The organism is Mucilaginibacter pankratovii (assembly GCF_014773265.1).
GTDB lineage: Bacteria > Bacteroidota > Bacteroidia > Sphingobacteriales > Sphingobacteriaceae > Mucilaginibacter > Mucilaginibacter pankratovii.
Genome location: NZ_JACWMY010000006.1, coordinates 279,082 through 292,171, shown reverse-complemented (window position 1 = coordinate 292,171; position 13,090 = coordinate 279,082). Strand labels below are relative to the sequence as shown.

Below are 13,090 nucleotides of genomic sequence, written 5' to 3'. Positions count from 1 at the left end.
GGCAATATATTGGTTCCGGTTAACAATGGGTGGGGTATCTAAAATACGATATTAATGATTTTACCGCGCTTACCTGTAATACTTAACGCGCAAAATCTACGCAATCGTTGCCAGCGTTTTGCCATTCCTTAATACTAACCCGGAGAAGTCAATTTTACAATAAACCACTAACGGTACCGGGTTTTGGCAATAATTTCAATTGCTTGTTCGGGCTGTTCGCGTTCGGTATGCGGCGCGAACAGCCCGAACAAGCCCGAACATGGTGATTTTATCAACCTACAACGGCTAAATGAACAAATTTAAAATTCCATCCTTATTTAGACTAATTCTTATTAACTTTGCGTTCCGCTTTATAAGAGCTGCAAATTGTATGAAAAAACTCGTTACATCCGTTTTTCTATGTCTATTTATCATCTCTGCGCAGGCACAGCAGAATAAATTACTGGACCAGGCATTTTGGAAGACCTCGCCTGACGTAAATGCGATAAAAGCCGAAATTGATAAGGGCGCAAGTCCCTCACAGTTTAACGCAAATAGTTTCGACCCGGTGGTGCTGGCCATCAATTCGGGAGCACCAAACGCTGCTATTGAATTTTTGTTAGCCCAGCCCGGCAACGATGTAGCTAAGTTAACACACGATGGCCGCATATATCTGCATTGGGCCGCCTATCGCGGCAATGCCGAAGTAGTAGAATACCTGCTTAATAAAGGGTCGAAAATTGGCATCGAAGATAGTCATGGATATACGCCGGTACTTTTTGCGGCAGGCAGCGCACAGCAAAATACAAAGGTTTACGATCTGTTTATTGCACGCGGCACCGATCTTAAAAAAGAAGTTACCCAGGAAGGCGCAAATGCTTTGCTTTTGGCAATTGCCGGCGATAAAGATTTTGCCCTAACCAACTATTTTGTATCTAAGGGGCTGGATCTGAATAGCACCGATGCTGCCGGTAACAATGCGTTTAGCTATGCAGCCAAGGCCGGGAACATTGAAACATTAAAATTGCTTGTTCAAAAAGGGGTAAAACCTACCGCTAATGCCATGCTCATGACTGCACAGGGTGGCGGTGGCCGCCGTGGCGGGCCAGCCATTGGGTTGCCTGTTTATCAATACCTGGAAAGCCTGGACATTAAGCCAACCGTAACTGATAAAAGCGGCAAAAACGCTTTACATTATATTGTGCGGACACCCAACCAGGGAGAAGTTATACAGTACTTTCTTTCGAAGGGGGTCGATGTAAACCAGGCCGACGAAGATGGCAATACCGTATTGATGAACGCAGCCGCTTCCAACCGCGATACTGCCGTAATTTTAACGCTGTTGCCGAAGGTTAAAAACATTAATCAACCAAATTTAAAAGGGTTAACCGCCTTAGCAATGGCTGTTCGTGGCAACTCGCCCGATGTGGTGCGTTTGCTTATCGCCAAAGGAGCCAACGTAAACGTATTGGATAAAGCGGGTAACAACCTGGCTTATTACGCAGTTGAATCATACCGCCCTCAAACAGGGCCGGGTGGGAATGGCCCGAGGCCGGAAGATTTTGATACCAAGCTTCAGATCCTTAAAGACAAAGGCCTGGATATTACAGCCGCGCAAAAAAACGGCAATACACTTTACCACCTGGCGCTGGCCAAAAATGATATTTCGCTCCTGAAACGTTTAGAGCCTTTGGGCATCGATGTGAACGCTAAAAACAAAGAAGGTATGACGGTATTACACAAGGCTGCTTTAGTAGCCAAAGATGATGCGGTGCTAAAATATCTTTTATCCATAGGTGCCAAAAAGGATGCGGTAACAAATTTTAAAGAAACCGCTTTCGACCTGGCGACCGAGAACGAATCGCTATCAAAAAACAACGTATCTGTTAACTTCCTGAAATAAATATATGTCTAAAATATCTTCAATAGTCTTTTTTGTACTGGCGCTTACCTTTGCCGGTGCATCCGCCTCATTTGCGCAAACCACCAAATATAAATGTATGATCCAGATGACCAATTACATGGGAGAAGGCGCGTACATCTCCATTTCGCTGGTGGATAGCAAAGGCGCTTACGAAAAAACGCTTTACGTACTGGGCTCTGATAAAAAATGGTATAAAACGCTGAAAGAATGGAACAAGTTCTACCTGAAAAATCAGGCTGGTGTTAGTGCCATTACCGGCGCTTCGGTAACCGGCGGCGACCGCAGCGTTAACGTTATCGAGATAGAAAATTCAAAGATAAACACGGGCTATAAACTACGTTTTGAGAGCGCTGTGGAAGACAAAGCCTATAATGTAAAGGACCTGGAGATACCATTAACTACAGAAACCCTTTCGGCCAAGAGCGAGGGTACCGGGTATATCCGCTATGTAAGGTTCAGCGCTAATTAACGTTATTTCTAATTATGACCATTTCGGTATGGAGATACAGCCACTTAGCCCTGGCTGTATCTTCTTTTCTTTTACTTACGCTTGCCTCCGTTACCGGTATCATCCTCGCTTTTCAGCCGGTTGCCGAAAAAATAAAACCTTACCGTGCCGATAGTTTTAATAAAGTAAGCCTCGCCTATACATTACCCGTTCTGCGGCAAACTTACCCGGGTATTACCGAACTTTCGGTAGATGCCAATCATTTTGTGCAGGTTAAAGGCACAGATGCCGAAGGGAAAAAGCTGCTGGCTTACGTTGATCCGCAAACCGGCAAGATCATCGGTACCCCCGGCAAACAAAGTGAATTCTTCCAATGGGTAACCGCGTTACACCGATCCCTTTTCCTGCACGAAGCAGGGCGTTTCTTTATCGGGCTTACGGCATTTTTACTGATGCTGATCACCGTATCGGGCACCATACTCATCATACAGCGGCAACGCGGACTTAAACGTTTTTTCACACGGATCGCGCGGGATAATTTTGCGCAATACTATCATGTAGTATTAGGCCGGCTATCGCTGATACCAATATTTATCGTCGCGCTTAGCGGCACCTACCTTTCTTTAGCCCGGTTCGGGCTGATAGAAACGCCCAAACAATCGCCGAAAATTGATTTTGACGCGATCAGATCCAAACCAGAAAAAAAAGCGGCCGACTTTGCCATCTTTAAGGAAACAAAGCTCTCTGATGTTGAGTCGGTTGAGTTCCCGTTCTCTGAGGATGTAGAAGATTACTACACCCTGAAACTTAAAGCCCGCGAGGTAGCGGTTAACCAGGTTACCGGCGAAATATTGGCAGAAGTAAAATACCCCGTTTCGGTAATGCTTACCAACCTGAGCCTCGACCTGCATACCGGCCGGGCCAGCGGGATTTGGGCAGTTGTGTTAGCTGTAGCTTCGGCAAATATCCTGTTCTTCATCTATTCGGGCTTTGCCATCACTTTAAAACGCAGGGCAAACCGAACCAAAAATAAGTACAAAGCCGGCGAGAGCAACATTATTATACTAGTTGGCTCCGAAAACGGTAACACATTTGGTTTTGCCCAAGCCATCCACCAGTCGTTACTTAAGGCCGGCGAAAAATCGCACATAACGGAGTTGAATAATTATACCGTTTTCCCGGAGGCAAAACATCTCATCGTTGCAACGGCAACCTACGGGCTCGGTGATCCGCCTACAAATGCTACTAAATTTGCCGCGCTTGTTAAAAAGCATCCACAACAAAACCCGGTTCATTATTCGGTATTAGGGTTTGGCTCGCACGCCTACCCCGATTTTTGCAAATTTGCTTACGAGGTGAACAGTCTGCTCTCCCACCAGGAATGGGCAAGCCCGCTTACCGATATTCATACTGTTAACGACAGGTCGCCCCAGGAATTTAGCTTATGGGCCGAAGCGTGGTCGCAACAAGCAGGCATCCCGCTAAACGTATTGCCCCAATTGCAAAATACGCAACCTAAGGATCTGGATACTTTTACCGTAACTGCCACCACATCTGCCACCCGTACCGACGGCACCTTTACCATACAACTGCAGGGGAAACGCAGGCTGCGTGTAAATTCGGGCGATCTGCTGGCTATATACCCAATGAATGATCACCGCGAGCGGCTTTATTCTATCGGTTTGATTGCAGGCCAGGTGAATTTAAGCGTAAGGCTGCAGCCTGATGGGCTGGGTTCCGGTTTTCTACACCGCTTGAAGGTCGGCGAAAAAATTAGCGCGCGCATTGTGGAGAATAAGCACTTCTATTTTCCGCAAGAGGCTAAAGAAGTCATCCTGATATCCAACGGGACGGGAATAGCACCATTTTTGGGTATGATAAGCCAAAACACCAATAAAACACCTTGCCGGTTATATTGCGGGTTTAGGCAACGTTCTTCTTTTGAGATGTATGAAAGTTTGTTGTTGGAAAACCACGCGTCCGGGCAACTCTCTAGCATCCATACCGCGTTTTCGCGCGAGGGGGAAAAACAATACGTTAGCGATCTGATAGAAAGAGACGCCGGGCTTATCTCCGCGGCGCTTGAAGCCGGCAGCGTACTGATGATCTGCGGTTCGCTGGCTATGCAAAAAGATGTAATGGAACTATTGGAGACCATCTGCAGCAAAAAAGCCGGCAAAAGTATCAGCTACTACCAATCGCACAACCAGGTACTGTCTGACTGCTACTAAACGCGTTACTTGTTCAGCCGGAGCTTTTTAAGATGAAGCCCGGGCGATGAAAAGATCCGGCCGGTATCTGTAATAATAATATACCGGTATGCCGGGAATTTTTTAATGAATTTTAAGGCCGCTTCCCTGCCCAGAACCATCATAGATGTGCTGAAACCGTTGGCCTTTTCGGCGCTGGGGCCAAATATCGTCACACTGCACAACCCGGTGGCCGGGTAACCGGTGGCGGGGTTAATAATGTGCGCGTAACGCTTGCCGTTAAACACCACAAATTTTTCATAACTGCCGGATGTTACTACTGATCCCTGCCTCAACGGCACCACGGCGATAATGGTATCTTCTTTAAAGGGGTTGGTTACGCCTATTGTCCAGTCGCGGCCATTGGGTTGTTTGCCCCAGGTGCTCATATCACCCGATCCATTTACAATTCCGGCCTTAATCCCGCTCGAAAGCATCATTTCACGGCACTTGTCGGCAGCATAACCTTCTCCAAGGGCACCAAAGCCTATCTTCATTCCTTTCAACCTTAAATATATAGTGGAGTTTACGCTATCCAGTATAATGTTTTTATAGCCTACCTTCTCTACCGATCTTTCAATAGCCTCAGGTGTGGGCATAGCCGTCATGGAGCCATCAAACTTCCATATCCTATCCATCGCCGCAAAGCTGATATCAAAGGCGCCACCGGTGATGCGCGATAACTGAAGCGCCCGTTTGGTTAGCTCAAACACCTCTTTATCTACTTTAACCGGGCGGATGCCTGCGTTGGCATTCACCTGCGATACCTGTGTTTGGGGTTTCCAGTCGGATATCAGGTATTCGATGCGACTAACCTCGGCTATTACGGTGTCGATGTTCTGCTCAGCGGTAATGGAATCTTTAGCTAAGATGCTTATTTGCCAGCGGCTGCCCATCAACTTGGTTACCCGGTTACGCAATACCTGTGCATTGGCAGTAAATGCCGATAACATAAAAACAACGAGGAGGACTCTCTTCATAAAATTTAAAATTCGCAAAAAAACCGGGCAATAAAGTACCCGGTTTAATTAAATATAGGTTAGTTGTGTTTTTAGAATTTGTATCCTAACGTTGCTGCGAACATGCGCGGCGGGATAGGGTTAAGGCTGTAACGATCATGTACGATATAATTCATGGTATCGAAGATATTGGAAACTTTAGCCAGTACTGATACGTGCTTAAAGCTGTAACCCGCAGAAAGATCGACGGTTGCAAAGCCTTTTAGTGGTAGTAAAGCGTTGTATGATGATGATTTAACATCCACACCCGTTGTTGGGTTTCTTGTAACAGTACTGTTAAGTTCACCAGGATCGTAACCAACCGTATTGTTGTTGCCGCCCATTCTCTTACCGGTATAGAAAGCAGAAGCGCCTAATTTAAAGCCTTTTATGCTACCCTTGTCAAATGTATAAAATATAGAACCATTGGCAGTATGTGCAGGGTTGTTGATCAGGCGCTCGCCTTCAACCTGTGAACCCCGGGCACCCGTGGTGTTGGTATAGCGCATAAAGTTATAACCATAACCCGCAATAAAGTAAAAGTTTTTAGACAATGCTCCGTTAACGTCTACCTCAAAGCCATCGCTGGTGGTTTCGCCGTTTAGCTGCCTAACGTTGGTGTTGGTGTTCGGGTTACCATTCTGATCAACCAATGCGGTTTGGGCCAGGTTACTGTTTTGAATGCGGTAAAGGCTTACATTGGCTGATAAACGGCCGTTCAGGAACTCGTTCTTCATACCCAACTCATATTGGTTGATGTATGATGGTTTAAGGTTATTGCCAAAAATATCCGTGCCTGTATTGATGGTGAAATTGTTGGTATAGCTGGCGTAAACCGAAGTAGTTTGTTGCGGCTGGTAAATTAAAGCCACTTTAGGAGAGAAAGCCTTGTCGGTTTTATCCGCGGCAGTGCCTCTTCTTTCTAACTGCTTATCGTAGTTAAATATGGTAGACTGGATAGCCTTTTGGTACGACCAGCGTACACCGGCCAATACTTTAAATTTACTGGTTAAGCTGATCAGATCCTGGATATAAATGCCGGCACGGTTCTGCGGTGTAATAGTGCGCGCTGTATCAGTAATAGAAGGAATATCGTTACGCACGTTAAACGTCGCCGGATCGTAGATATTGATCTTATCGTAAGCGGTACCTATAACACCGGCAGCCGAGGTATATTTAAAGGTGTTACCCTCGGTTACAATGCGGGTAAAATCTGTTCCGAACAGCAACTGGTGCTGAAAACGGCCCGTTTTGAAGCTTCCGTTTAAATTTAATTGGGCAGAGTAATCTTTTTCACCGGATTTTACCGCGCTAAGTGCCCGGTTCCAATCGCCGTTTGCGGCAATGGTAGTAGGTACGCCCACCCCAAAGCCGTTTACACGGGTATTTTGTATAGCGCCAATAGCGTTCAGTTTCCAGTTATCGTTGAATTTATGGTTCACCGTTAAATAACCGGCGGTTTGTTTTGTGTTGTTATAGGCCCAGTTAGGGTAAATAAAACGGTTACGCGGCTCGTTCGGTACTTCGGTTACGGTGATACGATTGTTGGGTATGCCAACGCCGGCATCGGGCACCAAATCTGATTTCAAGTAATCAAACTGAAAAAGCACATCGGTTTTTTGGCCTATTTTGTAAAGTAATGATGGGTTGATATAAGTACGGTGCGTATTCACTACATCGCGGTAGCTGTTGGCATCTTCATGGGTACCCACCACACGGAAGGCCAGGTTTTTGGTGATAGGGCCATAGATATCCAAAGTTGGCTTGTATTGGTTGTAACTACCAAGCAGCATGGAAACCGATCCGCCCCAGTCGAACCTTGGTTTTTTGGTAACCATATTGATCACCACCCCGCCAGATACGTTACCGTACAGCAACGCAGAACTGCCTTTAAGCACTTCTATCGACTCGAGGGTACTGGCATCAGGGAAACCCTGTGTATTGGATATAATGCCGTTTTTAAAGATGCTGCCACCAGAACCGGCCACACCAATACTGTAGCCACGGGCCGAAAAAGTTTCGGCTACGCCGTTACGTGTTTGTGTAAGCGAAACACCGCTTACGTTCTTAAGCACATCGCCCAGGCGAACCGCTTGCTGATCGGCAATAACCGTGCTGCTGATAACGCCGGTACTTTGCGGCAGATCAAGCGGGCGGATATTAGCTTTACCTAAGGACACCGGTTTGTTGAGTGTTTGCGAGCCGGTAATAACAACTTCGGTAAGCTGAGACGCACTCTCGGTTAAGTTAAAATTCAAGCGGCTGGTGTTACCCGCGGTTACGGTTACGGGGCTTTCCTGTGTTTTTAAGCCGACAAACGAAACTTTGAGGGTGTAGCTGCCGGGTTTAATATTTTTAAGTTCGTATTTACCGTCTTCATCTGCTGTGGTGCCTTTATTAGTACCCGCAAGGCCTACACTTACGTAAGCAGCGGGTTTGCCATCACTGGTTTTTACTGTACCCGCAACATTTCCGGTTTTAGATTGTGCGAGAAGTAGCGGCGCATATAGGTTGATCGAGAGTATAAGCAGTAGAATCGGATAAAGTTTTTTCATGCTGTTTTTATTTAGATTAATTCTAATCAGCCGCAAAAATAAAAACTTCACTTAAATTTCACAATCTTATTTAGAATAATTTTAAATAGCTTTCAAGGCGGGAAATGCCTGGAATTTTAAACAATTGGTTTCAGGAAATAAAGGTACGGGCCCGGGATTATTTTAGTCCGTCGGGGAGAATACTTACAGCCGTCCATCCACCATCTACCAGCAGATTTTGGCCAGTAATTTGCCTGGCTTCGTCGGATACTAAAAACAAAACCGTGTTAGCAATGTCCGAAACAGAGTTGGGGCGACCCATGGGTGTGATGCTTGCCCAGATGCGTTCGTAATCGGGTTCCTGCATGGTACGTTCTGTTACGGTGGCACCCGGCGCAACTGTGTTTACGTTTATTTTGTATTGCGACAACTCAATAACCAGGTTTTTAGCCAGCATTTCTAATGCGGCCTTGGTCATGGCGTAGGCGGCCAAACTTTTAAGAGCCTGGTGCCCCACTGCAGATGACATGAATAAAATTGACCCTCCCGTACCCTGCAGTTTCATTTGTTTTGCAGCAGCCTGCGTCAGGAAGAAAGTACCTGCCAAATTCACGTTCATTACTTTTGAAAAGGCTTCTTCCGAATAGGTGAGGAAATCGCCATACAGCGTTATCCCCGCGTTTGCTATCACAATATCCAAACTGCCATACATGGTAACCGCCGTGTTAACCATTTCATTAATAAAGCCTACATCGCTGCAATCGCCCGGCATTGGGTGGCAATTATTGCCCTTGCTTTGACCGATCAGTGCTGCGGCTTTAACGGCAAGCGCCGGATCAATATCGTTCAGGATAACCTTAGCACCTTTTTCTACCAGCATGCTGCAAATTTCAAACCCAATGCCCTGGCCCGCCCCCGTTACAATGGCTACTTTATTTTTAAAACTCATGATGTATAATTAAGCTTCTTAGGTTTTGCTCCGCCAGTTCATTGCTGTGTGCTGGCTAAGGCTACAGGTTATCCGGCTTCATTGCAGATTAACCTTTTATCAAATGTATCAAACGGGTTGTAAAAAAGCGTAAGGCGGGCCATTTTTTTAAACTGAGGGGCGCAAAAAAACCGGGCACAGGTTTCCCCTGCCCGGTAATATTGCCTGGACTATTTAACCTAACAAAAGATACGCGCTTAATTCGTCAGGCTCATTCTGATGGTATCTGCCTGCATCGCGGCAAATATGCCATAGCCGTTTGTAATATTCCCGGGTGGATTATTCAGTTGCTGCGAATTGGTGTTGGTATTGGTGGTGAGGATATCGCTGTACTCCTTATTTACAGTATACAATATGGCGCTGTACCCCCCGGCGTACCTGAACGGCCTGTACGGCACATCATAATAATCAGCCATTTTGGCATTGACGGTAAAATTCGAGGGAAAGTTACCGCTTCCATTGGCGTAGGTGTTGGCTTCGTCATACTTAAACACCAGTACATGATACAACGAATCGGGGTTATTCCAGCTAAACCTAACCGCGGTTGAATCCGATTCGGCAGGTGTTACGCCCACCCTTATGGCAAATTTGGTACGGGATGCCGCGTAGCCCGAAGTAAAGGCCGGCATTAAACTACTGGCCGTTATCACCGTGTTTTTATAGGTGAATTGCAAGGTGTACGTTTTGCCGGTTTGCAAAAAAGTGGAATCGACATAAGTGTAATTGCCGGTTGTGGTTTCGGTGAGTTGTACGGTTTGCGTCCCGTCAGATAGTGCTAACGCTAAACCGCCTATACGCGGGCCATAAGCCGCGGTATCGCTAAAGGCTTTTTGCTCATACACATTCACTTTAACCGGGTGCCCTATCAGCAGGTAGCTGATCACTACGGGCCGCTCGGCTACGGTGGTGGTGCCATCCTTTTTACAGGATGAAAGTATAGTGCTTATAAAAAACAGGCTATATAGAATTCTTTTTACCATTATTTTAGTTTTAGGCTAAGGGTGATGTTGGGGGTTAGGCCCAGGTACTTCACTGTTGTGGTAACCACCTGGTTGCCGCGGATATAATACTCGTTGTACCAGGTGTTGCGGTGGTTATACACGTTGAACAGCGAAAAGCTAATACTGCCTATTTTGGTGGCATCGGTTTTAAGCAGATCGTAGGTGGCAGAAAGATCCAGCCTGTGGTAGGCCGGTAAACGCTCACCATTTTTTTCGCTTACCGATAGGTAGCTTATTTTATTACCATCCAGCGTGTTGATGTTATAAACCCCGGCAGGCGCGGTATACGGGTGCCCTGTGCTGAATATAAACGTGGCCGCAAAGCTCCAGCGCTGCAGGTGGTACATGTTTACCGATTTAAACTCGTGCCTGATATCCTGCGCGGCCGAAAAATAGCTGCTGCCGTAAGCATCAAACTTATTCTTAGCCTCGGCAAGCGTATAGCTTAGCCAGCCGGTGTAAATGCCTGTTTTCTTTTGCAACAGAAATTCTATCCCTTTTGCATAGCCGCTGCCATTATAAAAATTTTCGGTAATGGTTGTGGTTGCAGCTGCCCCGCCACCGCCCATTGGGGCACCACCACCCATTGGACCACCACCCGTTGCGCCGCCGCCAAGCTGACGGATAGAATACTCAGTAAGCCCATTCAGCCTTTTGTAATAACCTTCTACATCAAATAATAGCTTATCAGTTTCGTAGCTGGTGCCGAAAATAAAGTGGTCTGATACCCCTACCGGGATGTTGCTGTTATTAGCCAGCACCCAAAAATTACGGTCGCCCCCGGCTACGTCTTCGCGTATTACACGGTCGGTAAACTGGTAAAACCTGCCTGTGGCACCTTTCAGGTTAATATGATCGGTAAGGTGATAAATGGCGGATAACCTTGGCTCGTAATAAAGCTTGTTGGTTGGCGAAAAGTAAGTGGTACGGAAACCCGGCTGAATATGCCACCTGCCATTCGGCTCATACTCCAGCTCGGTATAAGCACCCGTGGTTGAGCCAGAGTTATGCTGATTGATGAGCGTTGTAGTGTCGTTTTGGGTGTAGGTGTAATCTATTTTAACATTGGAGTTAAAGCCACCAAACAGCAATTTTAGTTTTGATGCCGCGTTCCACTCCCAGTCAGATTTTATGCCCGCATCTTTTAAACGGTTGTTCTCCAATATCCCGTTATTGATGGTTGTGGTAGTCGCACTATCGGTTATGGTACCGGTGGTACCACGGTCGCGGTCACTAAAGAAGCTGGAATAGCTCAGCACCGTACTACCGAACAGCTTTTGGCTTGGCGTAGTGTTCCATTTCACACTGGTACCTAAGTTGCCATAATGCGTATCATCGGCAATATTTAGCGTACCGCCCGATGAAGTGAGGAATGATGGCAGGGTCATCTCGCGGCTATTATCCAACCTGTCAGCACCTGTGTAAAGGCTCCAGCTAAAAGTATTTTTAGTAGATGGTGCGTAGGTGAACTTGGTATTCAGATCGTAAAAGTACGATGATGGTGTGGTTTGATTATTAAAACCACCACCGCCAAAACCACCGCCACCACCACCAGGGCCGCCCCGGATAGCACCACCACCAGTATTGGCGGCGCTGGAGTTAAATTGCCCAAACAGCTTATTATACAACGGTCCCTGGTACGAACGCCTGATAGCTATTAACGCAGAGGCATTTGAGCCAACAGGTGTTTCGGCATAAACATTGGTACTTAGCAGGCTGATATCGCCTCCAATATTGGCTTCCTTTTTATTGCCATCCTTGCCACGCACCTCGGTAACGCTGGAGAGCCGGCCACCGTATTTGGATGAAAAGCCGCCTTTGTACAGTTCCACATCGCGCACGGCATTACTGTTAAAGGCACTGAAAAAACCGTACAAGTGATCTACCTGGTAAATGGTGAAGCCATCAAACGTAACCAGGTTCTGGTCCGGCGTGCCGCCGCGTACATAGATGCCCGATGATGATTCGTTGGTAGCCGCAACACCCGGCATCAGCTGAAAGGAGCGCATGATATCCTTTTCGCCAATGTTGGGCAATTTATCAAGTAACGCGGGAGTAAGCTGTATTACGCTCACTTTTTTGCTATCGGTATTCAGCACGCCTTTTTTGCGGCCGGTAATTACCACCTGGCTCAGCGAATTTAACGATGGGTAGAGCGAAAAGCTGATGTTGCCCTTCACGCTGTTACTATCCAAACGAAATATATCCGGCTGGTACCCAATGAATGACACATCCACTACCGAGGTATCCGAAGGGATATTAAGGATGGTAAAATTACCGCTGGTGTTGGTGAGGGCACTCAGGTCGGTTCCACGGATGCGCACACTGGCACCTGGCAGCGATTCGCCCGTTTTTTGATCGGTAACGTGCCCGGTTAAAGCAAACATAAAATGTTTGGGTGGGTCGGCAGGTGGAGGCAATATTACCGGCTTAAAGCTCCGGGCGGTTTGGTTAAGCTCGTAGCGTTTTTTGAGGCGGGGCAGGTCATCCGGATTTTGCAGAATGTAGAGGGTACCATCGTTCTCTATCCAGTATTGCAGCCCGTTGGCCTTACAGGCAAATTTTAAAACTTTCCCCAATGGTTCATCAAAAAAGTGCTCGGTAATATCCATCTGCATCAGCGAATCGCGCTCAAAAACAATGGGGATATCGTACGCCGCAGCGAGGGTATCCATCAACTGATCGAGCGTACAGGTAAAAAAGTGATCTACCCGTATTTTTTTAAGTTTCTCACGTGTGCTTTGCTGCCCGTAAGCAACCCCGCTCAGCAAAATAAACAGGAATGTGTAACGTAGTTTTCTATCCATCAAATTAGCATGATGCCGCTAATTTGGATGATGAGAAACGGGCTATCAAATAAAAGAGATGAAGGCTACTTATGTATAGACCAACGCACTATATGTGCAGTAGTTCTTATCGCCGGACGAGGGACTCACCCCGACTTCGCTACGCTGGTCGCCCCTCTCTGC

8 protein-coding genes are annotated in these 13,090 nt (G+C 46.7%); 3 read left to right on the top strand and 5 right to left on the bottom strand.

Features of this window, described 5'->3' with window-relative positions; genetic code table 11:
* The first annotated feature begins 370 nt into the window (after positions 1 to 370).
* The 3 genes from IDJ77_RS13935 to IDJ77_RS13925 are packed head-to-tail and all read left to right on the top strand — an operon-like array spanning position 371 to position 4,582.
* Positions 371 to 1,882 carry an ankyrin repeat domain-containing protein gene (locus tag IDJ77_RS13935; RefSeq protein WP_191189573.1) on the top strand — a complete coding sequence of 504 codons (1,512 nt, stop codon included), beginning with the start codon at positions 371 to 373 and terminating at the stop codon, positions 1,880 to 1,882.
* Between the two features lie 4 nt (positions 1,883 to 1,886).
* Complete coding sequence (locus IDJ77_RS13930) at positions 1,887 to 2,372, top strand: DUF2271 domain-containing protein (RefSeq protein WP_191189572.1); 486 nt, start codon at positions 1,887 to 1,889, stop codon at positions 2,370 to 2,372.
* Positions 2,373 to 2,386: 14 nt separating this feature from the next.
* The gene (locus IDJ77_RS13925) at positions 2,387 to 4,582 is read left to right on the top strand and encodes a PepSY domain-containing protein (protein WP_191189571.1); all 2,196 of its coding nucleotides are present in this window, start codon (positions 2,387 to 2,389) and stop codon (positions 4,580 to 4,582) included.
* A 5-nt stretch (positions 4,583 to 4,587) separates the two neighbouring features.
* Here the strand turns inward: IDJ77_RS13925 and IDJ77_RS13920 are convergent, their stop codons facing one another.
* The 5 genes from IDJ77_RS13920 to IDJ77_RS13900 form a co-directional block, all read right to left on the bottom strand.
* Positions 4,588 to 5,580, bottom strand: coding sequence for an FAD:protein FMN transferase (locus tag IDJ77_RS13920; RefSeq protein ID WP_191189570.1), 993 nt, complete (start codon positions 5,578 to 5,580; stop codon positions 4,588 to 4,590).
* A gap of 71 nt (positions 5,581 to 5,651) precedes the next feature.
* On the bottom strand, positions 5,652 to 8,153 hold the full coding sequence (locus IDJ77_RS13915) for a TonB-dependent receptor (RefSeq protein ID WP_191189569.1): 2,502 nt from the start codon (positions 8,151 to 8,153) through the stop codon (positions 5,652 to 5,654).
* A 157-nt stretch (positions 8,154 to 8,310) separates the two neighbouring features.
* The gene (locus IDJ77_RS13910; RefSeq protein WP_191189568.1) at positions 8,311 to 9,081 is read right to left on the bottom strand and encodes an SDR family NAD(P)-dependent oxidoreductase; all 771 of its coding nucleotides are present in this window, start codon (positions 9,079 to 9,081) and stop codon (positions 8,311 to 8,313) included.
* Positions 9,082 to 9,317: 236 nt separating this feature from the next.
* Positions 9,318 to 10,100, bottom strand: coding sequence for a DUF4249 family protein (locus IDJ77_RS13905; protein WP_191189567.1), 783 nt, complete (start codon positions 10,098 to 10,100; stop codon positions 9,318 to 9,320).
* Entirely contained in the window at positions 10,100 to 12,928 is a 2,829-nt protein-coding gene (locus IDJ77_RS13900; protein ID WP_191189566.1) for a TonB-dependent receptor domain-containing protein, read from the bottom strand. The genes IDJ77_RS13905 and IDJ77_RS13900 overlap by 1 nt, the downstream gene beginning before the upstream one ends.
* Between the last annotated feature and the right edge of the window lie 162 nt (positions 12,929 to 13,090).